31 protein-coding genes are annotated in these 21,158 nt (G+C 60.3%); 21 read left to right on the forward strand and 10 right to left on the reverse strand.

Going from position 1 to position 21,158, the window contains the following annotated elements; genetic code table 11:
- Position 1: 1 nt before the first annotated feature.
- Positions 2-277, reverse strand: coding sequence for a pyocin activator PrtN family protein (locus BZL43_RS15005; protein ID WP_095633032.1), 276 nt, complete (start codon positions 275-277; stop codon positions 2-4).
- A 56-nt stretch (positions 278-333) separates the two neighbouring features.
- Between BZL43_RS15005 and BZL43_RS28295 the strand changes: the two genes are divergently transcribed.
- Positions 334-597, forward strand: a complete 264-nt coding sequence (locus tag BZL43_RS28295; RefSeq protein ID WP_168185097.1) for a hypothetical protein — start codon at positions 334-336, stop codon at positions 595-597.
- 42 nt (positions 598-639) lie between these two features.
- Here the strand turns inward: BZL43_RS28295 and BZL43_RS15015 are convergent, their stop codons facing one another.
- From BZL43_RS15015 to BZL43_RS15040, 6 genes are all read right to left on the reverse strand, one after another.
- The gene (locus tag BZL43_RS15015; protein ID WP_095633034.1) at positions 640-933 is read right to left on the reverse strand and encodes a hypothetical protein; all 294 of its coding nucleotides are present in this window, start codon (positions 931-933) and stop codon (positions 640-642) included.
- Positions 934-947: 14 nt separating this feature from the next.
- Positions 948-3,743, reverse strand: coding sequence for a toprim domain-containing protein (locus tag BZL43_RS15020; protein ID WP_095633035.1), 2,796 nt, complete (start codon positions 3,741-3,743; stop codon positions 948-950).
- A gap of 3 nt (positions 3,744-3,746) precedes the next feature.
- Positions 3,747-3,980 (reverse strand): hypothetical protein, encoded by a 234-nt coding sequence (locus BZL43_RS15025; protein ID WP_095633036.1) that lies wholly within the window; start codon positions 3,978-3,980, stop codon positions 3,747-3,749.
- A gap of 73 nt (positions 3,981-4,053) precedes the next feature.
- Complete coding sequence (locus tag BZL43_RS15030) at positions 4,054-4,419, reverse strand: hypothetical protein (protein ID WP_095633037.1); 366 nt, start codon at positions 4,417-4,419, stop codon at positions 4,054-4,056.
- Positions 4,416-4,895 carry a YmfL family putative regulatory protein gene (locus BZL43_RS15035; RefSeq protein WP_095633038.1) on the reverse strand — a complete coding sequence of 160 codons (480 nt, stop codon included), beginning with the start codon at positions 4,893-4,895 and terminating at the stop codon, positions 4,416-4,418. The genes BZL43_RS15030 and BZL43_RS15035 overlap by 4 nt, the downstream gene beginning before the upstream one ends.
- 29 nt (positions 4,896-4,924) lie before the next feature.
- Positions 4,925-5,137 carry a DNA-binding protein gene (locus tag BZL43_RS15040; RefSeq protein ID WP_095633039.1) on the reverse strand — a complete coding sequence of 71 codons (213 nt, stop codon included), beginning with the start codon at positions 5,135-5,137 and terminating at the stop codon, positions 4,925-4,927.
- A gap of 84 nt (positions 5,138-5,221) precedes the next feature.
- Here BZL43_RS15040 and BZL43_RS15045 point away from each other — a divergent pair, with 84 nt between their 5' ends.
- Together BZL43_RS15045 and BZL43_RS15050 are read left to right on the forward strand one after the other, a co-directional pair.
- Positions 5,222-5,572: a helix-turn-helix domain-containing protein gene (locus BZL43_RS15045; protein ID WP_095633040.1), complete on the forward strand. Its 351-nt coding sequence runs from the start codon at positions 5,222-5,224 to the stop codon at positions 5,570-5,572.
- 101 nt (positions 5,573-5,673) lie between these two features.
- Positions 5,674-5,859, forward strand: a complete 186-nt coding sequence (locus tag BZL43_RS15050; protein ID WP_095633041.1) for a hypothetical protein — start codon at positions 5,674-5,676, stop codon at positions 5,857-5,859.
- A gap of 55 nt (positions 5,860-5,914) precedes the next feature.
- Here the strand turns inward: BZL43_RS15050 and BZL43_RS15055 are convergent, their stop codons facing one another.
- The 3 genes from BZL43_RS15055 to BZL43_RS15065 all read right to left on the reverse strand — a co-directional run bounded on the left by BZL43_RS15055 (position 5,915) and on the right by BZL43_RS15065 (position 9,071).
- Entirely contained in the window at positions 5,915-6,172 is a 258-nt protein-coding gene (locus BZL43_RS15055; RefSeq protein WP_095633042.1) for an ogr/Delta-like zinc finger family protein, read from the reverse strand.
- 75 nt (positions 6,173-6,247) lie between these two features.
- Positions 6,248-7,189 (reverse strand): phage portal protein, encoded by a 942-nt coding sequence (locus BZL43_RS15060; RefSeq protein WP_095633043.1) that lies wholly within the window; start codon positions 7,187-7,189, stop codon positions 6,248-6,250.
- A complete protein-coding gene (locus BZL43_RS15065) occupies positions 7,080-9,071 on the reverse strand; it encodes a terminase large subunit domain-containing protein (protein WP_095633044.1) in 1,992 nt (663 codons plus the stop codon). The genes BZL43_RS15060 and BZL43_RS15065 overlap by 110 nt, the downstream gene beginning before the upstream one ends.
- A gap of 162 nt (positions 9,072-9,233) precedes the next feature.
- On the opposite strand from BZL43_RS15065, the gene BZL43_RS15070 reads away from it, so the two are divergent.
- The 18 genes from BZL43_RS15070 (at position 9,234) to BZL43_RS15150 (ending at position 21,152) form a co-directional block, all read left to right on the forward strand.
- On the forward strand, positions 9,234-10,160 hold the full coding sequence (locus tag BZL43_RS15070; RefSeq protein WP_095633045.1) for a GPO family capsid scaffolding protein: 927 nt from the start codon (positions 9,234-9,236) through the stop codon (positions 10,158-10,160).
- A 1-nt stretch (position 10,161) separates the two neighbouring features.
- Entirely contained in the window at positions 10,162-11,178 is a 1,017-nt protein-coding gene (locus BZL43_RS15075; RefSeq protein WP_095633046.1) for a phage major capsid protein, P2 family, read from the forward strand.
- Positions 11,175-11,897, forward strand: coding sequence for a phage terminase small subunit (gene gpM / locus BZL43_RS15080; RefSeq protein ID WP_095633047.1), 723 nt, complete (start codon positions 11,175-11,177; stop codon positions 11,895-11,897). The genes BZL43_RS15075 and gpM overlap by 4 nt, the downstream gene beginning before the upstream one ends.
- 98 nt (positions 11,898-11,995) lie before the next feature.
- Complete coding sequence (locus tag BZL43_RS15085; protein ID WP_095633048.1) at positions 11,996-12,457, forward strand: head completion/stabilization protein; 462 nt, start codon at positions 11,996-11,998, stop codon at positions 12,455-12,457.
- Entirely contained in the window at positions 12,454-12,906 is a 453-nt protein-coding gene (locus BZL43_RS15090; protein ID WP_095633049.1) for a phage tail protein, read from the forward strand. Before BZL43_RS15085 ends, BZL43_RS15090 begins: the two co-directional genes overlap by 4 nt.
- Positions 12,893-13,576, forward strand: coding sequence for a phage virion morphogenesis protein (locus tag BZL43_RS15095; protein WP_095633050.1), 684 nt, complete (start codon positions 12,893-12,895; stop codon positions 13,574-13,576). The genes BZL43_RS15090 and BZL43_RS15095 overlap by 14 nt, the downstream gene beginning before the upstream one ends.
- Before the next feature lie 11 nt (positions 13,577-13,587).
- Entirely contained in the window at positions 13,588-14,703 is a 1,116-nt protein-coding gene (locus tag BZL43_RS15100; RefSeq protein WP_095633051.1) for a DUF2586 domain-containing protein, read from the forward strand.
- A 6-nt stretch (positions 14,704-14,709) separates the two neighbouring features.
- Complete coding sequence (locus tag BZL43_RS15105) at positions 14,710-15,162, forward strand: phage protein (RefSeq protein WP_095633052.1); 453 nt, start codon at positions 14,710-14,712, stop codon at positions 15,160-15,162.
- Positions 15,162-15,371 (forward strand): TraR/DksA family transcriptional regulator, encoded by a 210-nt coding sequence (locus BZL43_RS15110; RefSeq protein ID WP_095633053.1) that lies wholly within the window; start codon positions 15,162-15,164, stop codon positions 15,369-15,371. Before BZL43_RS15105 ends, BZL43_RS15110 begins: the two co-directional genes overlap by 1 nt.
- A complete protein-coding gene (locus BZL43_RS15115; protein ID WP_095633054.1) occupies positions 15,371-15,667 on the forward strand; it encodes a hypothetical protein in 297 nt (98 codons plus the stop codon). Before BZL43_RS15110 ends, BZL43_RS15115 begins: the two co-directional genes overlap by 1 nt.
- Positions 15,664-16,197: a lysozyme gene (locus BZL43_RS15120; protein WP_095633055.1), complete on the forward strand. Its 534-nt coding sequence runs from the start codon at positions 15,664-15,666 to the stop codon at positions 16,195-16,197. Before BZL43_RS15115 ends, BZL43_RS15120 begins: the two co-directional genes overlap by 4 nt.
- Entirely contained in the window at positions 16,197-16,649 is a 453-nt protein-coding gene (locus BZL43_RS15125; RefSeq protein WP_095633056.1) for a lysis system i-spanin subunit Rz, read from the forward strand. Before BZL43_RS15120 ends, BZL43_RS15125 begins: the two co-directional genes overlap by 1 nt.
- 50 nt (positions 16,650-16,699) lie before the next feature.
- Complete coding sequence (locus BZL43_RS15130) at positions 16,700-16,990, forward strand: putative phage tail assembly chaperone (protein ID WP_095633057.1); 291 nt, start codon at positions 16,700-16,702, stop codon at positions 16,988-16,990.
- Between the two features lie 23 nt (positions 16,991-17,013).
- Positions 17,014-17,154, forward strand: a complete 141-nt coding sequence (locus BZL43_RS28300; protein ID WP_039013052.1) for a hypothetical protein — start codon at positions 17,014-17,016, stop codon at positions 17,152-17,154.
- A gap of 5 nt (positions 17,155-17,159) precedes the next feature.
- Positions 17,160-19,145: a phage tail tape measure protein gene (locus BZL43_RS15135; RefSeq protein ID WP_095633058.1), complete on the forward strand. Its 1,986-nt coding sequence runs from the start codon at positions 17,160-17,162 to the stop codon at positions 19,143-19,145.
- Positions 19,142-19,459, forward strand: a complete 318-nt coding sequence (locus BZL43_RS15140) for a DUF2590 family protein (RefSeq protein ID WP_095633059.1) — start codon at positions 19,142-19,144, stop codon at positions 19,457-19,459. The genes BZL43_RS15135 and BZL43_RS15140 overlap by 4 nt, the downstream gene beginning before the upstream one ends.
- Positions 19,456-20,631: a baseplate J/gp47 family protein gene (locus BZL43_RS15145; protein ID WP_095633060.1), complete on the forward strand. Its 1,176-nt coding sequence runs from the start codon at positions 19,456-19,458 to the stop codon at positions 20,629-20,631. The genes BZL43_RS15140 and BZL43_RS15145 overlap by 4 nt, the downstream gene beginning before the upstream one ends.
- Complete coding sequence (locus tag BZL43_RS15150) at positions 20,628-21,152, forward strand: phage tail protein (RefSeq protein WP_095633061.1); 525 nt, start codon at positions 20,628-20,630, stop codon at positions 21,150-21,152. Before BZL43_RS15145 ends, BZL43_RS15150 begins: the two co-directional genes overlap by 4 nt.
- Positions 21,153-21,158 lie beyond the last annotated feature (6 nt).

Raw genomic sequence — 21,158 nt, forward strand, 5'->3', positions numbered from 1 at the left:
ATTAGCTACTGCGTGGCGCGCTGTTCAGCTGATTGTTCTCTTTGACGGCTGCGGCGCGCTGAGCATCCAGGTATTCGGACAGGTCCGTGATGTGAATACCCTTTGCGCTCTTTTGGCTTGGCTCCATGCGCGTGATAGGAATCTTGATTTGCCCGGCCCCCACCTTTCGCTGGAACATCTCCGTTGTGAGATGAGTGAAGTAATCCTTACAGACTCGCTCCAAGGGAATGACCACCTGACCGTTGTATTGGGCCATGAGGACAAATAACGTTTTCATAGTGTTGCTCCTTCAAGTGAGAAAGTCCGAACAGTTGTTTCGTGCTTAGTCGATGAATGGCCAGCCAACAGCTGAGCTACAACGGCGAATTCGGCCGCATCAATGTCGCCAAGCTCTTTGGCGAAGCCGGTAAGGCACTCAAGACGGATCCGCGCATCGTCGGTTTTCCGCACCTGGTAATCGAACAACGCAGTGCCGACAATCCGAATGGCCATCAGATGCCGGGCGGACTGGGCGTCAATGTTGGCCAATGTGTTAGCCTTCGAATCGCTGCTGCTTTGGTGCTGTGCTTGCATGGTGTTGCCCTCAGTGGTGGTTGATGTCGGGGAGGGCCAACTCCTCGACATCGCTTCTCTTGTCCGTCAGTCCTGGCGAGCCAGGTGGATAACCAGGTCGGTGTAATCAGGATCTTCCTCAGTGCATGCTTGCCACTCCAGCACGCTCAAAATCTGCTGAGGACTGCACTCGTCTACCAAGATCTCGCGCTGGCCAGCTGCAGCACGAACTTCCAGAATCTGCAGCAAACCATCCTCGCCATATGCACCTGCCTGAATGACCGGGTGGCTTTTGCCCATCCATTCCAGTCGATCCTGGATTTCCTGCAGCTTGCTCGTTTTGCCGTCGCCGGCATTGCCCATAAAGACTTGGATTTGCATTGGTGCAGCCTCCCTTACGCTTTGAAAATCCAGCACTTGACCGTCGTGGGACGACCAGGCGCCAGTGGTGTTTTGCTGTTCAGTGCAGCCCTTACTGCGCTGTGTACCGCTTTGTTTGCTTCCAGGAATTTGTGCGATCGCGACTCTTTGAGCAGGTCGCGCAAGGTGGCCACGTCGGCCAACTTCTGTTTGTGTTCAGCGGCGCGTTCGCTGAATTCGTTGAGGTTGATCGCGATGATGCTTGGGTCGCTGCTGTGGTCGACCATGGGGTCTTCACTAAGCGATTCGAGGTAGTCGTACACCTCCCAAAACTCTGCAACAGCCGGGTGGTCATTGCTGATCGAGGCCTGGCGCTCGATCGCCATGCGGACGATCTGACGTTGGGTCGCTGCTACTTGGGGCTCGTCTAGCTTCAGGATCAAACGCAAGGCATCGAGCAGGGAAAGGAGCTGAGCGTGGTTCTTGCTGATCCGCTCGACTCGGATGTATCCGCGCAGGTCATAACCGCAGCTGCTGCAGTTGCCATGCTCGTTGGGATACTCGGTGCCGCAAGCGAAACAGTGGCTGTGCAGGCGGCGAAGCTTCGCTTCATGTTCAGGTATGCGCTGGGCGAAAAGCTCGAGGACGGCCGACTCTTTGCCGACAGCTCTGATCAGGAAGTGGCTGAGCGTTCCCCCGTCCAAGGAGTTCAGTTTGTCCGCTGCTGCGCGGCTTTCCGGGGTGACCGTCGGCCGGATGAAGTGCAGTTTCACGATCCGCGTCATAATCGCTTCATGGGCGACTACTGCGGCGTTTTGGCTAATGGCGATTGTCCCGCGAAATGGCGGTTCATAAGTTTCATTGCCGGCAGTCTTCACGCCTTTGGTGGCCAAGGTGCCGCCGCCGTAAAAGTCTTTCAGCTCGTCCCACTCAAACGTTTTGGCGTGCGATCGATCGTCGCCGTGACGGTCGGCCTCCAAGAACACCACGGGCATACCCGACACTTGCCCCATCAGTCGCGAGCGCCCGGCTTTCGTGGACTTCATCGGGTCAAAGCCTTCATAGCCTTCCCGGCCGAGCAGCTTCCACAATAGGTTGAGCAGGGTAGTTTTACCGGCACCGGCCTCACCAGTGGCTTCCAGGAAAGGGAACGATTGGTAGCGGGCGCGGATCTGCTCACAGAACAGCGAACCGAAGAAGAACACCAGCGCTACCAGCCCCTGGGCGCCGAAGCACGTCCACAGCAACTGCAGCCACTTTTCGTCAAAGTCTTTCCCATCGCGCTGCAGCTTGATGGGCACGCCTTTCTGCAGCGTCTTCAGGCGAAGTTTCCCGAACTCAAAATAATCCTCGCCGTTGACCTTGTAGGTGATGCCATCCCTGATAGCTATGTCGCCGTAGACGTAGCAGCCGTATTCCTTGCTGTAGCCCACGTAGTCGATCGTCGATACGGTTTTGATGCCGAACAGTTGATCCTTCATAAGTTTGTCCAGTTGTTGACCGCTCCCGGTGTACATGGCGCCAGCAGCCATACCGAGCAGTCGCTTTTTGAATTCGCTGGCAGCTGAAAGCTGGCCGCTGGTGAAGGTGTTCTTCACGCTCTCGGAGTCGTGGGGGAAGTCGACGCGCACGTAGTACCAAGACTCGTCCGTGACTTCGTTGCGCTGGAAATACAGGGCTTGTGGGTAGCAGTTGGCGATTTCCACGACGCTGCCGGACTGCTGCAGGGCTTTTTCGCGCTGCTGTGATTGATTGAGCAGCTGATCGTCGTGGTTCTCGCTGTCCTCGATGTCTTGCATCGCCCGGTTGAATTTCTCCATGTCCAACTTGAACCAGTACAGACGGTTGCCGAAGCCAAGGTGGAATTCCCCGCGCTTGTTCCAGTCGTACATCAGCAGCGCCTTCTCTGCGGCGCTCTCGGCCAGCAGCAGCGCACCCTGATGGCGTGCTTGCTTGAGGTCGGCTGCGACCTGGTCGGCTCGCTCACTCTCGTCTTCGATGAAGCCCCAACGCTGATGCAGGTCGTTCCAGTCGGTCTTTCGGCCGTCACGAAGCGGGATCTGTGCAGCCTCGCAGACGAACCCGAGGGCTCGCGCCTGCTTCGCCCAGCGTTTGGTATAGGCGTGGGCACCAGGTTCGTTATCGAGGGCCCAAACCAGCTTGGGTAGCTTCCCCTCTCGGTTACGAGCGAGTGCCCGCAGCGATTCTTCGGGGAACGCATTAGAGGACATGGCCGATACGGCCGCGACGTCGTTATGCACCAGGGCGATGGCGTCAAAGATGCCCTCAACAATCCAGATCTCTTTGGCTTCGAGCAGATCCACGCAAGGCGGGCACCACCAGACACCGCGATAGCTGTCCTTGGATTTGAACCGCGCTTTCATCTTTCCGAAACGGTGCGGCCGATCGATCAGTCGTTCCCACCAGCCACCTTTCTCCAGGGCGAAGCGAACGGTGGCACTGCCTGCGTTGTGTTCGACGGAGTAGAAGCTTTCCTGAGTGAACCAGCCCTGGATCAGCTCGATGCGGAAGCCTCGGGCAAATTCCAGATAGGCGCGGGCGGTCGCGTTGGGGTTTTGATCGGTTGCCGGTGCACGCTTGCTCCAGTCCTCAAACAGCTCGTCATACAGCTCTTTCACGTGCAGGGTGTGGGCACACTTTTCAGGCCTGCCACAAATCACCAGCCACGGAGCCGAATACCGCGTGTACAGAGTTTTCTGGCGGCATTTAGGGCAAGTGCCGCCGCGCATGTAGTCGGTGTTTGCCCGATGCTTGAGCCCGTAGTCGGTTTTCAGGCGCTCGATCACGTCGCTGCGCAATTGTTCTTTCATGGGTTACTTCGCTGTTTTGAGGCAGAGGGTGAGGGCGCCAATCAGGTGTTTCTGAGCGGCCATCACGGGGCAGTTGGCGAGGATTGATCCGTGGCGCAGGCCGTCCGGAATCAGGCGGTACTGGTCTGCGTACCAGAGTTCATTGAGGTTGAGACGGTACTGCTCGCGTAGGTTGACCAGGAGCGCTTCGGCCTGGTCCGGCGTCAGTTTTGCGTTGATGTTCATGGCGTTTTCCATCGTCAAACCTCAATTTCGGGCGCAGCTCACCCAAACCCACGTGCGTGGGGATCGGGGATTTATTGGTTAGGTGTTACGAAGTGGTTACGCGAAAACGCCCGTTATCCGGTGCGTTGAGGATGCGTTCATAGATCAGGCTGACAGGGACAGCCCAAACCTCACCGGTGGCGGTGTCAGTAATGACGGTGTGCCTGGGTGTGCTGGTCAGAACATCTAAGCGCTGCCGATCATTGGCTGCAGATAGATCGCTGTAGGCCAGATGAACCATCCTTTCGGCGGTTGCGGTCAGTACGTCGAAGTCCGCCACCAGGTGTTGAACTGCGCGTTTGAGCAACTGCTGATCATCGCCAAGGTGTTCGCACTGATGCCGCTCAAGGAACACCAACGCCGCGGCTTTGAGCATGTCCTGATATTCCTGTACTGCAGGCAGATTGTTCATTGACCGTTCACCGATTTCGAGCGGTATAGATCGATGGCTGCCAGCACTTCCGCGTGCCGCGCTGCCATGTGGAGGTTGTGAGCGTTGAGGATCAGTTCGGCTTCTTCTTTGCTGATCGAGCCGTCTTCAAGAGCCTTGGCTATGGCCTGATCAACACAACCGCGTTTCGCTGCTACCTGCACCGACCGGGCGTACATCTCCACGTTGTCCAGAGTCTCAGGGTCGGCCACTGGAACGAACAGACCGCCGTACAGGGACGCTACGTAGTTCGGGAAGTGGTGGGTGCCACAGTCCTGCTCGAGCATGTGGACCTGGGCGTCGCTCAACGGGCTGCAGCCAGCGCTTTCGTATGCGTGGTTGTCGAACTTCTTGAGCTTCATTCCCAAGCGTTCCGCAGCGGCTTCGCGTCCGCCTGTGTAGCTACGGATGATCTCGCTCATGACTTCTTTGCGAGTTTTTAGGATCGGGCTTTTCATCTTCTACTTTTCCCTGTTGGCCCCTGCCGTTACTGTTCAATCACACCGTCTTTAATTCCGAGTAATACGGCAGCACGGTGTGCCTCCCCACGGCGACAATGGCTTTGGCCACTCAGCACCGCGTATACGGTGCTGGGACTCAGGTTGTTTAAAACAGCAAAATCCTTTGCGGACTGTCCGCGCTTCTCCAACGCTTCACGGGCCTTTTTGCGGGCTTGCTCGGTGATGCTTGTGTTCGGCATAGTGCAAATCTCTGCGTTTTCGTGTGATGACGAGCGCAGGATGTGGCAAAAAATTGCCAATGTAAATATGCGAGTGGAAAAATATTGACTCTATCCGAAGAGATTGGCGCTAGGCTGCGGGAACTTCGTGCCGTTGCCGGTCTGACTCAAGATCAGTTGGCCGAAAAACTTGGCGTGTCCAAACGCACCCAAGGTAACTACGAATCCGGTGCCAGCGATGCGCCGGCGTCCTATCTGAGTCTCGCGAATTCGCTGCTTAATTTTGATGTGGCGTATATCGTTCACGGATCCCGAAAAACATTGCCCAATGAGGCGCTTTCGGAAATCGAAGACTGCTTGATAAAGCAGTTTCGAAGCATTCCACAGGACGATCAAAAAGCGATTCGCCGCATCCTTGAGGCCATGGCCGACGATGCCGCCCGCCATAGGTCTTAACTTGCAACAAAGCACATGACTCATTAGTCGTGCCCCCGTTTCAAAGTTGTTTGCCGCCCCGATAACGTCGATTCAGCAATGCACGTTATGGAGTAGTAAGCATGTTGGATCGCAAGAAGAACGATCAAACCTCGTTTGATACCACTGAGTTCGACACAACCGAGCTCACCAACATTGAGCGTCGTCTGATCGATCTGTACCGCCGGCTAAGTCATGTGGAGCAGCAACAAATCCGCCGAGTGGCCGAGATACTGGTAATCAACCCAAAAGGGCCGGTAAGGAACTGACCTCCATTTTTTGAATGATTCCGATCGCCGATGCTCCCGTGTCGGCGGTCTGACTCTACGCCACGGCCTGCGATCCCAACTGTTCGAACAGCTCCCGCTGTTTCGCCCTGGGCATGTCTCGCAGGCGGTCGAACAGCATCCTTTCGAATGACTGTGCCGACGGGCTCAACGTGTGCGAGAACGTCAGGTTTGCCACCCAGGTGTGCCCGCACTTTGCGTCCAGGCACTGGCAGTACAGCTTCACAAAATCCATGGTCACTTCTTCCCGCGAAGCGATGCGGCCTTTGTGTCCGCATTTGCATACAACTCTCATTGTGTCCCTCCCCAGGGGCAGCTGATCGCCACCATATTGCCACAATATGTAGTGGCATTCTCTCTGCGGGGTTCTTCATGTAGTGGTATCCACTGCCTCCTGCTCTGCACGCCAGCTAAATCGCCTGTCCTCTCTGAGCGTGTCATTCAGCTGGTTGAACAGCTGGCAGATCGGCCGGATTTCGTTGCTGGTGTACACCCTATCGATCTTCTCGATGTCGCCGAAGCCGCCGGTATTTTCCGGGATGATGCCGGCCAACGCCGGGTTCATTCGCCAGGCTGCGATGACGTCGTTGCGCGTGATGTTTTTCACTTTCTCCAGTTCGTCCTTGGCCTGAAAATCGCCCACGGGGATGATCTGGATCGCGTTTTCCTTGCCGTTGGGAATGTTGACGAACATTGAGCGGAAGTTGCCCACGCCCTTGCTGGCACTGATCTGTGCGCGCAGCTCGTCCTCGTCCTCTTCCGTCAGGTCGGGGTCGTTGGTGTAGAAGATGTAACCGGCGTGCGCCCCGTTGCTGTAGTACCGGCGGCGGAACAGGGTTGCGGCTTCGTTGAGTAGCAGCGCCTGCAGGCCGCCCAGGTAGTCCGGTACGCCGTAGATATTCTGTTCCACGTCGTAGTCCAGGACGTGTTCGATCTCATCCTCTTCAAACTCCATTTCCTTGTTGTCGGGCAGCAGCATCACAAACCCGCCACCCACCTTTACCCGCATGTTGATCGCCGGCAGGTGCTGCAGCTCCAGCACCTGGCCAAAAGCATTTCTATGGCGAAGCAGATACGCCTCGCCGAACACCATGTAGTCCAGGCCGGCTCGTCCCATGGTCTGCGTGCTGCAGCCGAGGGAGGCGATGAACTCACGCAGCAACAGGTTGCGCTTGAACTTCGGAATGGCGCCGTGGTGCGCGTTAGCGCGCAATAGCTTGGCCAGGCCAACCCGCGACACCGGCGGCTTGTAGATCTTGCCGTCGTCGCTGGGAAACACCCCCACGTACTCGCCGATGTTGCCTGATAGCACCTGCTCGGGCTCCCCGAACGTAAAGCTGCGCATGGGTTGCTGCGGTTGTTGGGCTACGTGAGGTTTTTTGCGTTTGCGGTTGGCCATGGCTGCTGTGGTTACTCGTGACGTAGCGGCTGCGGCGCCGCTTGTTGGTGTTCAAAGGTTCGTTGGACAGGGCGTGCATCACCGCCCAGGCGATGTCGGCGTGACCGGTGGCCTCAGTGCGCGAAGCGCTGTAGGTGATCTGGCCGCTGTTGGTGGATCCGCGCTTAATGGTCAGGAAGGCCTGGGCGATGTCGGTCCAGCCGGCATCCCACTCGATGCGGCTGCCTTGGATCGTGTCCTGGGCCTTGAGTACCAGGGCGTTTTTCGCTTCAAGGCTGTAGTGAATCGGCGTCGCCTTGGCGTAGAAGTCGCGCACCAGGTCGAACACGCCGTAGCCCACGCCGGTGACGTCGATGCCGATATGCTGGACGTTGAAGCGCTCGGTCAGCTTCTTGACCTGGGCGGCCTGGTAGGTGAACGAGTGGCCACGCCAGCTGTGCTTCTCCAAGATCCGGAACTTCGCCCCAGGTTCGAGCGGCGGCGCGATGACCACGCAGGTGGCGTCGTCGCGGGTGCGGCTCGGGTCGTAGCCCAGCCAGACCGGGCTGTTGCCGAACGGGCGATCCAGGTCCGGGTTGTAGTCCTCCCACAACGACAGATCCGAGTAGCAGCGCTCTAGATCCTTGAGGCTGAACGCGCTTTGGGTGCTGTCGATGAACTTGCAGTAGAACAACTGCTGGAACTTGTCCTCGTCGTACTCCAGCTGCAGCTGCTCGAGGTCGAACAGATCGCAGCCGCCGGCGATTGCATCGTCCAGGGTGATGGTCTTGCGCCACTGGCCGTCCGGACACAGCGCGCCCTGTGTGTAGGCCGATTCGCTGGGCCAGACGCCGCCGGCCTTCTTGCCGCGCTTGCTGTTGCGGAACTCTTCGCCCGACCAGAATGGGTACGCCTGGTGCGACACCGCGCTGGGCGTCGAGAAATAGGTTTTACGCCATTTCTTGTGCGTGCCCATGGCGCTGGCCACGGTGCTCAATTTTTCGAAATCGCGGATCCAGAAATATTCGTCCACGTAGACATGGCCGTGATAGCCCTGGGCGGTGCTGCTGTTGGTGCTGAGAAAGCGCAGTTCGGCGCCGTTGCTGAGGGTGATGGGGTTGCCGGTCAGCTCGATGCCGAACCACTGTTGGGCAAACTGGATGATGTAGCTGCGGAAGATCTCGGACTGCGATCGGCTGGCGGACAGGAACACCTGGTTGTCACCGCTCAGCACGGCGTCCATGAACGCTTCGCCGGCGAAGTAGTAGGTCAGACCGACCTGCCGGCTTTTGAGGATGTTGCGGACTCGGCGCGTCAGCGGGTTCTGTTTCGCCTCGAACAGCTCTTTCTGGTAGCCGTACATCTTGGAGATGAACTTATCCAGGAAGTCCACTTCGGTCAGGCCGCTGATGTCGTTCTTGGTCTTCTTTTCGCGCTTCTTGCCGCCACCATCGCCCCGATCGCGGCGCTGGCCTGAGGGGCGCTCCCGGGGCGCGTCCGGACTGTCGGACGACGCTGCCGGCGCGGGCTTGGCCGACTGCTTAATCAGGCGTTCGCGCAGGGAAGTCAGGCGCTCCAGTTCGTCGAGTTCGCCCTTGGACAGCGTGTCGACTTTCTCCAGGATCAGGGTGATTCGCCGGCTGATGGCGGTCAGCGGTTCCTCGTCCGTCAGCATCTCGTCCCAGCACCCTTGGCGGATCCAGTAATAGACGATTCGGATGTTGGGCAGCTTCAAATGCGCCTGGATTTCCTTCACCGAACAACGGCGCAGGTAGAGGCGTTTTGCGGCTTCTTTGACTTCGGTTGGGTAGTTCATGGGCCGCAGTCTATGCGGCGAAAACGCTGGAAACGCGGGGTTAACTTCCGTGATCCGCCTATATCGCGGATATAGGAGAAGGGCGTATGTGAACCGTTTGTTTGGGGGCAAACGGCTCCCTATCGTGGCGGCTCATTCAACGATTGAGCGCAGTTATCACTCATGCCCCGTTCCCTTGTCTCCTACTGGAAACGTGTTGCCACCAGCGGCCCGACCGTCGATGGCCGCGAGATCCTTCCCCAGGAACTGCGCGATATCGCGGAGACGTACAACCCAGCGTTGTACACCGCCGTTATCTGGTGCGAACACGAGCGTTGGTTCGGTTCTTTCGGGACTGTATTCGCGGTACGCCTCATTGAGGACGCCGAGGATCTGGAGCCTGGCCAAGTCGCCCTTGAAGCGCAGCTGAAGCCTAACGACAAGTTGCTGCGCCTGAATGACGCCGGCGAAAAGGTCTTCACCAGCATTGAGATTCGCCCGAATTTCCGTGGCCGTGGCAAAGCGTACATGACCGGGATCGCGGTCACTGACGAGCCCGCCAGCGTGGGTACTCAGGAACTCTATTTTTCCAGCCGGACCAGCCGGGACGCTTACTACGCCGCATCTGTCGAGCTGGGCACCTTCCACGAAAACGAACCCAAGGGCGAGCTGGGCAAGCTCACCGCGCTGCTGACTGGCCTGTTCAAGCGTTTCAGCGCTGAAAACAGCCAAACCGAAACTACCCCGCAAACCCCAACCGAGAGCAAACCCCCAATGGATGAAGCTACCGCAACGGCTTTGAAAGCCCTGCTGGCGCAGCTGCTGGTCGTCGCTGCCGGCATTCAGGCCGTGATCGAGCCTGCAGCCGAAGAAGCACCAGAACCCGATCAAGCCCCGATCGATGACGTGAGCGCGGCAGTGGACGAAATTGTCGCCACTGCAGAAGAAGAGCGCGAGTTCGCACGCAAGGGCGGCGGCTCCAATAAGGCTGTATTGGCGGCACTGTCGAACCTGCAAAAGCAGTTCACCGCACTGCAGAACACCACCACTGGCCGTCAACTGCCGCGCACCACTGGCGCCGCTGACAAAGCCAAAGCGCGGGTGCTCTGACATGGCCAATCTGAGCGCCTACGGCGCGAAAATGTATGCACAGCTGCAGCTCGACATCGCCGAAACCTATGGCGTTGAGTTGGCCAGCAAGCAGTTCAGTGTAGATCCGACGATCGCCCAGGAACTGAACGACGCGATTACCGCCAAGTCGGATTTCCTGCAGCGCATCAACGTCATTCCGGTGACTGAGATCAAAGGTCAAAAGGTGTTTATCGGTGTTTCTGGCCCAGTCACTGGCCGCACCAACACCAAGACCACCGACCGCGAAGCCAAAGACGCTTCGGCGCTCGATGACAGCACCTATGAACTGTCCTCGACCGAATCCGACGTGGGCCTGCCGTACGCGAAAATCGACGCCTGGGCCAAGTTCCCGGACTTCCATCAGCGCTATTCCGCTGCGGTGCAAAAGCAGATCGCCCTGGACCGCATCATGGTCGGTTTCCATGGTACGCACGCTGCCGTGCAAACCGATATCGACGCTTTCCCGATGTTGCAGGACGTGAACAAGGGCTGGCTGCAGCAGGCGCGTGAGCAAATCCCGGCCCAGGTGCTGAAGGAAGGCAAAACCGCCGGCAAGGTAGTCCTGGGCGTGGATGGCGACTACGTCAACCTCGATGCCCTGGTGCATGACACCAAGCAGATGGTGGACGAACGTCTGCGTGATGGCGGCGACCTGATCGCCATTATCGGTACTGATTTGCTGGCGGCCGACAAGGCGAAGCTGTACGCCAAGCAAGGCGACGTGCCGACCGAAAAAGAGCGCATTGAAGAAGCCCAGGTGATCGCCACCTACGGCGGTCTGCCGAGCTTCAGCGTGCCGTTCTTCCCGGTCAACGCCGTGGTGGTCACCAGCTGGGACAACCTGTCGATCTACTTCCAGGATTCGAGCTGGCGCAAGCAAACCGTGGAGAACTCCAAGCGCTCCCGCGTTGAGGATTACAACAGCCGTAATGAGGGCTACGTGATCGAGCAGCTGGAGAAGTTCGCGATGACCGAGAACGTGGAGCTGGTGAAGTGAGCCTGGCCCTTGCGCACAAGCGCCGCATCCAGGCCTTGGGAGGCGCCGCCTTAGCCGCTGCTGCTGCGGCACCGCTGGCGTACTCCCCGGCGGAAGCGCTGAGCAGCCCGGCCAATGCCCGCAAACACCTGCTGCTGATGGAAGCATCCCTGGATCAGGATCTGGAGCGCCTGAGCGCGCTTAAGAACTTGGCCAGCAAGCAGTCGCTCAAACGTGAGGAACTGCTGCCCAAGTACCAGGACTTCATCCAGCGTTACATGGAATCGGGTCTGGTGATGCCGAACCGCGTCCTGGTGCAGGTGATGGTCTGGCTGTTCGACACCGAGCAGTTCGAAGACGGGCTGGAGCTGGCGGACTTTGCGATCGCGCAGGGCCAGGAAATGCCGGAGCGCTTCAAGCGCCGCGATGTGCAGACCTTCGTCGCGGATGCGGTGATCGAGTGGGCTTACGCCGAGTACAACGCCCAGCGCAGTCCGGAGCCGTACCTGTCCGACCTGCTGCCGCGTGTCGATGATGAATGGGAGCTGACCGAACAGATCCCATCCAAGTACCACAAGTTGATCGGCATGCGCGCCATGGAAGCCGAACAGTGGGAAACCGCGCTCAAACATCTTGAGCGCTCCACTGAGTTGTACTCGAAGGCCGGCAACGAGACCCGCATTCAGAAGTGCCGCAAGGCACTGGCCAAACAAATGACCGCCACCACCGGCGCCGAATAATCGACTACCCCCCCAGCGGGGAACTGTGGACGTGTGTCTGCCATTCATGGCCAGGCCCACGAAAAACAGTCTCCCCGCCCTAATTTGAGCGGCCAGCAATGAGCTTTTCAGGCAAACCCACCACCTTTGTGGAACAGGCGATCGAGAACGACGGCTTCTGGCCAAACCTCTCGGTGTCCGAGTTCCAGAAGGGTTACCGCCTGCCGGCGGAGTTCCTGGGCGAGCTGCTGACCGACGCACTGAGCATCGCGATGGCCGAGGTCAACGCGGACCTGGCCAAGCTCAAAGCCCGCTGGCAAGCCGTCGGCATCATTAACGTCGAGTCCGCGGATTCCACGCTGCTGCCTGAGCGTGCGCTACAGGCGAAGCTCTACAAGCGCGCCGTGTACTGCCGCGCCAAGGCCAGCGCGCTGCAGCAGTTCCCAACCGTGACCCGTCGCGAAAGTGCGGAGAACACCGGTAAGGAAGCGCCGGAGCGGGAAGACGCGTTTCTGGCTTTCAGTCAGCAGGCCGTGCGCGCCCTGCAGGGCCGTGGCCGCATCACGGCGGTGCTGCTATGACCAAGCTGCAGACACTGACCGCCTACCTGCTGGAACGCCGCCTGGTCGAGCCTGAACAGCTCGACAGCTGGACCGAGCAAGTGACGCTCAACCTGGTTTGGAAACCCGACGTGGACGGCATGCACCTGGGCGACATGCGCTATCGCGCCGCGATCGTCCTGGAGCGCTTCGCCGACCATCCGGCACGGCTGATGGCCCTGATCGGCAGCTGGCTGGAAACCTACGATCCAGAGCGCGATCGGCACGAATTGCCGGCGGCGCAGTTCGCCGTCGAGCCGCTGGACAATGACCTGTTCGACGTGGAAATCACGCTGGAATTCGTCGAACCGCAATTCCTGGCCGAAGACCCTACCGGCGAGATCCAGGCCTTTGGTAAGACCTGGGCGTTTGTGCCGTTTGACCTGTGGATCGCCGAGCGCGGCGAGGTGGCCACCCATGGCGGGGCGTAGCACCTTCGAACTCGATGCACGCGGTTACCTGGGCGTGCGCGAGCAACTGGCTCTGCTCAGCCTGCCGCCCCAGCTGCGTCGGCGCCTGCTGAACAACGTGACCAAGCGTGTGCGGACCATGAGCCGTAAGCGCGTGCGCGATCAGCAGAACCTGGACGGCTCGCCTTTCGAGGCCCGTAAGGGTTCGGCCAAGGGCAAAAAGAAGATGGAAGCCGGCTTGGCCAAGCTGATGGTGGTGACCCATGTCAGTGCCGACGAAGCCGAACTGGGCTGGAAAAACGCGCTGACGCGCTGGGTCGCCGCGCAGCAGCACCATGGCGTCAGCGAGCGCCGTACCGCTGCGCAGATGCGCCGCTGGAACAAAACCCCACCTGGCCTGGCCGCCACCGACAAGCAGGCCAAGCGCCTGCGCCGGTTGGGCTTTCGTGTGCGCCAGGCGGGCAAAAAGACGCTGACCCGGCCGTCAGTGGCGTGGATTCAAGAACATGTGAACTACGCCAAGGCGGGGCTGTTGATCCGCATCCTGGACGACGAGCGAAGCGAATCCACTGGCGCGCAGAGCTGGAAAATCACGCTCCCGAAACGCCAGTTCATCGGCGTCAACACCGACCGCGACACCAGCTTGCTGGTTAACCAGGTGTTGCAACAAATCCTACATTCACCCCCCTAACGAGGCACTGCATGGCACTCGGTCAAGTCACCGTCGACAATCTCAATCTGGGCCAGGGTGCCGTAACAGAGATTGAACGCTACTTCCTTTTCATCGGCCCGGCCGGCAAGAACGTCGGCCAGTTCATCCCGCTGAACACCGACAGCGACCTGGACGCCACCCTGGGCGTGCTGGCCAGCGACCTGAAAACTCAAATCACCGCTGCCCGTCTCAACGGCGGCCAGCGCTGGGCGTGCGTGGCTGCGCCGATCGGCGCCGAGGCCAACTGGTCCGAGGCCCTGGAAAAAGCCCAGCAGCAAGGTTTCTCGGTGGAGGCCGTGGTGATCACCAAGCCGGTGACCACCGCCGCCGAGCTGTCGACCATGCACGACGCAGCGATTGCCCTGAACAACACCTACGGTCGCCGCGTGTTTGTGATGGCGGCCGCTGTGGGCATCACCGCGCAACAGACCTGGGCGCAATACGTCACTGAGCAGAAGGCGCTGGTGGCCGATCTGGCGGCGCCGCGTGTCCTGGTCGTGCCGCAGTTGCACGGCAATGACCTGGGCGTGTTGGCCGGTCGCTTGGCGAACGCGACGGTAAGCATTGCCGACAGCCCAATGCGCGTGGCCACCGGTGCCGTGCTGGGTCTTGGTCCGGTGCCGGTCGATGCCGACAAAATCCCGCTGCCGTCGGCGGTGCGCAGTGAGCTGGACCGGGCGCGCTTCTCCGTGTCGCAGACCTACCCGGATTACCAGGGCGTGTACTGGGGCGACGGCAACATGCTCGACACCCCGGCGAGTGATTTCCAGGTCGTTGAATACCTGCGCATCACCGACAAGGCAGCGCGTCTGATTCGTCCGCTGCTGATCCGCCGCGTGGCCGATCGCCGCTTGAACAGTACCCCCAACAGCATGGCGGTCAACACCAACCAACTGATGGCGCCCCTGCGGGCGATGGCCAAGTCCACCACCTTCAACGGCGAGGTGTTCCCCGGCGATATCGAGCCGCCGAAAGACGGTGACCTGGTACTGAGCTGGCTGAGCAAAACCAAGGTCGCGGCCTACATCAAGCTCAAACCCCTCAACTGCCCGAAAGACCTGACGGCGAACATCGCCCTGGATCTTTCCACCGACAAAACGGAGTAACGCCCCATGGCAAAAATTGGCGGCAAGAACTTCGACGTGAGCCTGGGCGACCTGTCGCTGCACGTCGAGAACTGCACCCTGGACATCACCGACAACTCGGCGGTGGCCCAGACCCGTGGCGTGCCGGATGGCTTCGTGGATGGCGACGTGGCGGCGGCCGGCGAATTCGAGCTGGACACCACCAACTTCAACCTGCTGATCGACGCGGCGCGATCGGCCGGCAGCTTCCGCGCCTTGAAACCCTTTGACGCGGTGTTCTTCGCCAAGGCCGGCGAGGACGAGGAACTGCGTGTGGAAGCGTTCGGCTGCAAGGTGAAGGTGTCCAGCCTGCTGGCGATCGATCCGAAGGGTGGCGAGAAGAGCAAACACAAGGTGCCGTTCGACGTCACCAGTCCGGACTTTATCCATATCAATGGCGTGCCGTACCTCGACGCTGCCGAGATCGAGGGGCTGCGCTGATGGTGGATTGGTTCGACCGCGCCCAGGAACTGGAGCAACGCCAGCGTGACCAGGCGATCAAGGCCCAGCTGCAGCAGCCAAGGCCGGTCGGGCCAAGCCTGACCCACTGCCAGGATTGCGACAAAGAGATCCCGCCAGCGCGCCAGGCGCTGGGCGGCATGACCCGGTGCGTCCCGTGCCAGACGGTCCACGAAAAGAGTAATCGTTGATGACGACTGAAGCCGTACGCCTCGGATCGCTGGAACAGAAATTTGCCGTTTTCGAACACCGATTGAGTGAGCTGGAAAGCCGGCACGAAACCGTACCAACGCGCGTCACCAAGTTGGAGCAGGGTTTCGAACACATGGCGGGTCAGCTGTCGGAACTCAACGCTGGCCAGCAGACGCTGACCGTGGCGGTAAATGACATCGGCGCTAAGGTGGGCCGCTTACTGACCATCCTGACCCTGGTGGGGGCTGTGCTGCAGATGGCCGTGCCAGCACTCCTGCGGGTGTGGTTCCCATGAGCCTGCGCGGCCGGATTCAAGCCGGTGCGATCGCGCTGGCCAGTGCTTCGCTGCTGACGTTCCTGGGCACCTGGGAAGGGCAGGGACAGAACACCGTTTACGCGGACAACCTGGCCCGTAGGCTGCCCACCGTATGCAAAGGCATCACCCGACACACCAGCCCGTTTCCGGTGGTGATCGGTGACTACTGGTCGGACGCTCGATGCGCCGAGGTGGAGCAGCTGGTGATTGGCAAAAGTCAGCTGCAGCTCGCCGACTGCATCACCAACCCGAACGTGGGCCAGAACACTTTCGACGCCCTGACCAGCCACGGGCACAACGTCGGCGTGCCCAGTACCTGCGCCAGTCGAGCGGTGGGGCTGATCAATGCAGGCCGCATCGCCGAAGGCTGCAAGGCCTTGGCCTGGGCGCCGGATGGCAAGACGCCGGTGTGGGCTTTCGTCACCGATGCCCGGGGCCGCAAGCAGTTTGTTCAAGGCCTGCACAACCGCCGACTGGCCGAATTCCGGCTGTGTGCGGAGGGGCTGTAATGCTGCGCGAAGGCCTGTTTCTTGTAGTGCTGTGCCTGGTCGTCTGGATCGGTTTCGACACTCTCGAAGAACAACGCGACACGGCGCGGCGCGAGCGCGACAGCGCGCAATTCGAAGTGAACGGCCTGCGTGAAGCGGCCCGCGTCAGCGGCGAAATGCTCGCTGAACGGGACGCAATCGACCAGCAAAACACCACGGAACTGAATCATGTACGCACTGAAAACCAAGGCCTGCGCCGCGCTGTTGACGATGGCAGTCAGCGGCTGCGCGTTGAAGCCACCTGTCCAGCAGTGCCCGCCGATTCCGGCGCCGGCCGCCTGGCTGATGCAGGAGCCGCCGAACTCACAGCAGACGCTCGATCGGATTATTTCACCCTCCGTGACCAACTCGCCCTAAGCCGGCAAATGGTTCTCGGCCTGCAGCAACACATCGTCAGGGTGTGCCAGCGATAACTGGCGCACCAGGACAACCCTTTTCCCAACCTCAACAAGAGCGCTACCTCATGAGCCAACAAAACACCGAAATCACCCTGGAAATCGGCGAGCAGGAATTCACCTTCAACCTGACCCCCGCTGACGTGACCAAATACTTCAACGCCCTGACCCAATCCAACAAGGTCGCCCCGGGCAACAACCTGTTGATGACCACCGTCAAGCAGGAAGACAAAGCCACCTTGAAACCGTTGCTGGGCAACCCGGTGATGGTGATGCAGCTCGCCGGCGCGCTGCTGGAGGAGTACGCGCCGAACGTTGAGGTGATCGTAAAAAAGCGCTCGAGCACGCTGAGCGCCTGACCGAAAACGGCCTGGGCCAGCTCATGGCCCTGACGAACCGCTGGCTACCGGGAGCCGAGCCCACGCCCGAGGCGATGGGGACGGCCAAGTGGCTGGAGGACGAACACTGGAGACGCATGGAGTTTGCCGTGGCTAACGGCATCGCCCTTGCGCTGAACGGGTAACGACATTGGCAGACCGTAGCGCCAGCCTGGCTTTCATTCTGAGCTTGCAAGACAAGGTCACCGCGCCCCTGGGCAAGGTGAAGATGGGCTTTTCCGAGCTTGCCGATCAGAGCGAAAAGCACATCAAGACGATCGGCATGGGCTTGGGCGGGCTGACGGCTGGTGTGGTCGGGATCCGCGAATCCATGGAACCGGCACTGGAGGTTAACCGCGCCCTAGGCGACGTCCGATCGCTGGGCGTGGCCGAGGATGCATTAGCCGCACTCAACAGCAGGTCGCTGGAGTTCGCCGTGAACTATGGCGAGAACGCCAAGGACTTTGTGGCATCGGCTTACCTGATCGAGGGTGCTATCAAAGGGCTGGCCGGTAACCAGCTGGCGACCTTTACCAACACCAGCAACCTGTTGGCCAAGGCCACCAAAACCGACGCCGAAACCATGGGTGAATACGTCGGCACGCTCTACAACCTGCAGAAGTCCCAAGCCGATGCGATGGGGAAGGGCGAGTGGGTGGAAAAACTCGGCGGGCAGACCGCCCTTGCGGTGCAGCTGTTCCGCACCAGCGGCGCGGCCATGAAAGACGCCTTCAAGGAGGCCGGCGCGATCGCGACGACGGCGGGTGTGGACCTGGCCGAACAGATGGCGGTGATCGGCACCCTCAGCAGCACCATGGAAGGGGGCGATGCCGGCGGACGCTACAAGGCGTTCTTCGAAAACATCGGCGCCGCCTCGGAAAAGCTCGGCATAAAGTTCACCGACCAGCAGGGCAAGATCCTGCCGATCATGTCCATCCTGGACAAGCTGCAGGGCAAATTCGGCGACCTGACCAGCGCCTCGGCTGGGGCCAAGCTGATGGAGGCTTTCGGCGGCGAAGGCGCCCAGGTGATCGGCGCGCTGGCCAAGGACACCGGGCGGCTGCGCAACGGCATCGAGCAATTGGGCAAAGTGCGCGGACTGGAGAACGCCGAGCAAATGGCCCGGGCGATGGTCGATCCGTGGCAGCAGTGGGCGTCCCTGGTCGAGGTGATGCGTACCGTGTTCGGCCAGGTGCTGATCCCGGTGCTATCGCCGTTCATGAACAAGATGGTGGACATCGGCAAGACCCTGGTGCGCTGGTCGCAGCTGTTCCCCAACATCACCCGCGTGATCGGCATCACTGCGCTGACCATCATGGGCATTGTGGCGGCCATGTCGGCGCTGACCATGGTGGTGGGTATCGCGAGGATGACCTGGCTGGGGCTGCTGACGGTCTGGAAAGTCGTCCAGTTGCTGAGCCTGCGTACCGTTGCGGTCTTCATTCTGCAGAAGTTGGCGATCCTGGCTTACGTCGCCGTGATCTATACGTTGAGCGCCGGCCTGGCACTTATTCGCGGCGCGATGCTGCTGTGGCAGAGCGCGATCTGGCTGGTCAACGTCGCCCTAACGGCCAACCCTATCGGCTTGATCGTGATGGGCATTGCCGTCCTGATCGCGATCGTGGCCGCCGCCGTCTACTACTGGGACGAATGGACTTCGGCCCTGATGAACACGGCCGCGTACCAATTCGTCGCCGAGAAATTCCAGAATCTGGCCGACTGGTTTAATTCCATGGGCGGTTGGTCGGGCATGGCCAAGGCCGCTTGGGACAGCATCGTCGGCGTCTTCACCAAAGCCATCAATGGCCTGATCGAGATGATCAACAGCATCCCCGGCGTGAACATCGAGGCACGCTTCGGCGGCATGCCCGAGGTGCCCGGCATCGACGTGGCCACCAACGCTTCCGACACCGCCAACGCCGCGCAGAAAGCCCAGCAGACCATCAACGCGGTCATCCCCAGCCTTTCCCCAACCCGACCGACAGCGGTGCCGCCCGGCGGCCTGCTGACCAGCATCCAGAACAACAGCAGCAGCCAGAGCAAGGGCACCCATGTGGAAAACGTGAACATTCACACCGGCAAAACCATGACGCCGCTGGAGATGGAAAACATGGTCGCTATGGCGGTGGGCGGATGAGCGAGTACGTAGACCTGTTGATCGTCGATAACGACCTGGCGCTTGACCCTTCGCATCAGCCGCGGCTGATCGATGACCGCGCCTGCATTGCCCAGGACATCGCGCACATGATCCGCGACAGCGGGCTGCTGGTCACGTTGGTGGCCGAGCGCGATCGGCTGCGGCAACGCGACTGCATCCAGCAGATGGAGCTTCTGGTGGAGGCTGACGAGCGCCTGGTGCCTGGGACTGCGCGCATCACGCAATTGGAACCAGGTCAGTACCTGGTCACCGCCAAAACCCTGAAATTCGGATTGATCGAGGTAAGCCTGTGAGTGAGGTCGATTTTAAACAGGTGATCGCCGACGCTGGCATCCCGACCACCGAGGCCGGTTTGAAGGTTGCCTGGGAAAAGGAGGTCGAAGCCCAAGGCGCCAAGGTGGCCAACACCAGCAGCTATTCGCCGTTCTGGCGGGTGATGACGGCCCTGGTTACCAAACCGGTGCTGTGGCTACTGGATTTCCTGTGCCTGACCGTGCTGCCGAACTTCTTTGTGAAAACGGCGGTGGACGCCTGGCTGGACATGCTGGCTTGGGCGGTCAACGTCGAGCGTAAGGGCGCCACCAAAGCCCGGGGCACGTTGCTGTTTACCCGGGCGACGCCGGACGGCGTGATGGAGCTGGAAAAAGGCATCGCGGTGCAGTCCGCCGCGATCAACGGCAACGTCTACCAGCTGACCACGACGGCCGCCGCGACCTTTCAGCAGGGCCAACTGCAGCTGGAAGTGCCGGTGGAGGCAACCGAGGCCGGCAGCGGCTACAACCTGGCCCCGGGGTATTACGCGATCCTGCCAGTTCCGGTACCGGGCATTGTCCAGGTGGCCAACCGGGACGGCTGGCTGGAATCGCCTGGCGCGGATCCGGAGCCCAACGACCAGTTGCGCCTGCGTGTGCGCAACCAGTTCTCGGCGGTCAACCAGTGGCACACCGACGCGGTGTATCGCGCCATGATTTCCGCCTTCCCGGGCGTGCGGCCCGATGGCGTGTATTTCGAACATGGCGCGCCAAGGGGGCCGGGCAGCGCGAACGCCTATGTGCTGTTTGATGCCGGTGTGCCGGCGGACAGTTACCTGGAGCAAATCAACGCGCACATCCGCGACCAGGGCAACCATGGCCACGGCGATGATCTGCTGGCCATGGTCATGCCCGAAGTGCCGGTGGTCCTGCTGTTCAACGTCTGGCCACGGGCCAACCTGACGCCCGCCCAGGTGATCGATCTGCAGCATGAAATCGAGTTGTTCGTGCGAGCCGCATTCCGTGAAAGCACGCCCCGGGACTATCAACCGACGCTCACTTACCCGCAGTCGCGCTTCAGCTTCAGCCGATTGACTGAGGAACTGCACGGCCAGTTTCCCGGCATCGAGTCGCTGAGGATCACCCCGATGGTGGACATCGTCAGCGCGCTGACCATTCCCCGGATCGACCAACTGACGGTGCTGATGAAGTGATCAAGCTCAAATTGCCGTTCTGGCTGGAAGGGACCGAACTGTCGAAGCTGACTGCCGCCGCGCAAGCCTGGTGGGAAACCGTCACCGGCTGGCTGCGTTGGCCGTACCTGCAAATCGATCCAGACACCTGCCATCTGACGATTCTCGAACTGTGGGCCTGGCAGCGCGACGTCACGCGCTTCAAAGGCGAGCCCGAGGCCTTGTTCCGGCTGCGGGTGAAATACGCCTTCATCAACTCCGTGGACGCCGGCAGCACCGCCGGCATGAAACGCATTTTCGAGCGCCTGGGCGTGGGTTACGTCGAGATCGAGGAACGCCAGCCCGACCGGGATTGGGACGTGATCCTGCTCAAATTCAGCAATGCCCAACTGTCGCTGAACCCGGAGTTGCTGCGCGTGTTGATCCAGCAATACGGCCGCACCTGCCGGCGCTATGACTTCGTGACCATCACCCCCGTGGCGCTGCAAATCGCCTTGATCGACTTTAACGACGACCAGCAAACGCTGGTTGCCAGCCTGTAGGAGCGC

This window comes from Pseudomonas sp. PICF141 (assembly GCF_002286815.1).
Taxonomy (GTDB): Bacteria; Pseudomonadota; Gammaproteobacteria; order Pseudomonadales; family Pseudomonadaceae; genus Aquipseudomonas.

Coding starts and splice junctions, on each gene's coding strand:
- BZL43_RS15005 (WP_095633032.1), bottom strand. CDS start 277: ATGAAAACGTTATTTGTCCTCATGGCCCAATACAACGGTCAGGTGGTC.
- BZL43_RS28295 (WP_168185097.1), top strand. CDS start 334: ATGGCCAGCCAACAGCTGAGCTACAACGGCGAATTCGGCCGCATCAAT.
- BZL43_RS15015 (WP_095633034.1), bottom strand. CDS start 933: ATGCAAATCCAAGTCTTTATGGGCAATGCCGGCGACGGCAAAACGAGC.
- BZL43_RS15020 (WP_095633035.1), bottom strand. CDS start 3,743: ATGAAAGAACAATTGCGCAGCGACGTGATCGAGCGCCTGAAAACCGAC.
- BZL43_RS15025 (WP_095633036.1), bottom strand. CDS start 3,980: ATGGAAAACGCCATGAACATCAACGCAAAACTGACGCCGGACCAGGCC.
- BZL43_RS15030 (WP_095633037.1), bottom strand. CDS start 4,419: ATGAACAATCTGCCTGCAGTACAGGAATATCAGGACATGCTCAAAGCC.
- BZL43_RS15035 (WP_095633038.1), bottom strand. CDS start 4,895: ATGAAAAGCCCGATCCTAAAAACTCGCAAAGAAGTCATGAGCGAGATC.
- BZL43_RS15040 (WP_095633039.1), bottom strand. CDS start 5,137: ATGCCGAACACAAGCATCACCGAGCAAGCCCGCAAAAAGGCCCGTGAA.
- BZL43_RS15050 (WP_095633041.1), top strand. CDS start 5,674: ATGTTGGATCGCAAGAAGAACGATCAAACCTCGTTTGATACCACTGAG.
- BZL43_RS15055 (WP_095633042.1), bottom strand. CDS start 6,172: ATGAGAGTTGTATGCAAATGCGGACACAAAGGCCGCATCGCTTCGCGG.
- BZL43_RS15065 (WP_095633044.1), bottom strand. CDS start 9,071: ATGAACTACCCAACCGAAGTCAAAGAAGCCGCAAAACGCCTCTACCTG.
- BZL43_RS15070 (WP_095633045.1), top strand. CDS start 9,234: ATGCCCCGTTCCCTTGTCTCCTACTGGAAACGTGTTGCCACCAGCGGC.
- BZL43_RS15075 (WP_095633046.1), top strand. CDS start 10,162: ATGGCCAATCTGAGCGCCTACGGCGCGAAAATGTATGCACAGCTGCAG.
- BZL43_RS15085 (WP_095633048.1), top strand. CDS start 11,996: ATGAGCTTTTCAGGCAAACCCACCACCTTTGTGGAACAGGCGATCGAG.
- BZL43_RS15090 (WP_095633049.1), top strand. CDS start 12,454: ATGACCAAGCTGCAGACACTGACCGCCTACCTGCTGGAACGCCGCCTG.
- BZL43_RS15095 (WP_095633050.1), top strand. CDS start 12,893: ATGGCGGGGCGTAGCACCTTCGAACTCGATGCACGCGGTTACCTGGGC.
- BZL43_RS15100 (WP_095633051.1), top strand. CDS start 13,588: ATGGCACTCGGTCAAGTCACCGTCGACAATCTCAATCTGGGCCAGGGT.
- BZL43_RS15105 (WP_095633052.1), top strand. CDS start 14,710: ATGGCAAAAATTGGCGGCAAGAACTTCGACGTGAGCCTGGGCGACCTG.
- BZL43_RS15110 (WP_095633053.1), top strand. CDS start 15,162: ATGGTGGATTGGTTCGACCGCGCCCAGGAACTGGAGCAACGCCAGCGT.
- BZL43_RS15115 (WP_095633054.1), top strand. CDS start 15,371: ATGACGACTGAAGCCGTACGCCTCGGATCGCTGGAACAGAAATTTGCC.
- BZL43_RS15120 (WP_095633055.1), top strand. CDS start 15,664: ATGAGCCTGCGCGGCCGGATTCAAGCCGGTGCGATCGCGCTGGCCAGT.
- BZL43_RS15125 (WP_095633056.1), top strand. CDS start 16,197: ATGCTGCGCGAAGGCCTGTTTCTTGTAGTGCTGTGCCTGGTCGTCTGG.
- BZL43_RS15130 (WP_095633057.1), top strand. CDS start 16,700: ATGAGCCAACAAAACACCGAAATCACCCTGGAAATCGGCGAGCAGGAA.
- BZL43_RS28300 (WP_039013052.1), top strand. CDS start 17,014: ATGGCCCTGACGAACCGCTGGCTACCGGGAGCCGAGCCCACGCCCGAG.
- BZL43_RS15140 (WP_095633059.1), top strand. CDS start 19,142: ATGAGCGAGTACGTAGACCTGTTGATCGTCGATAACGACCTGGCGCTT.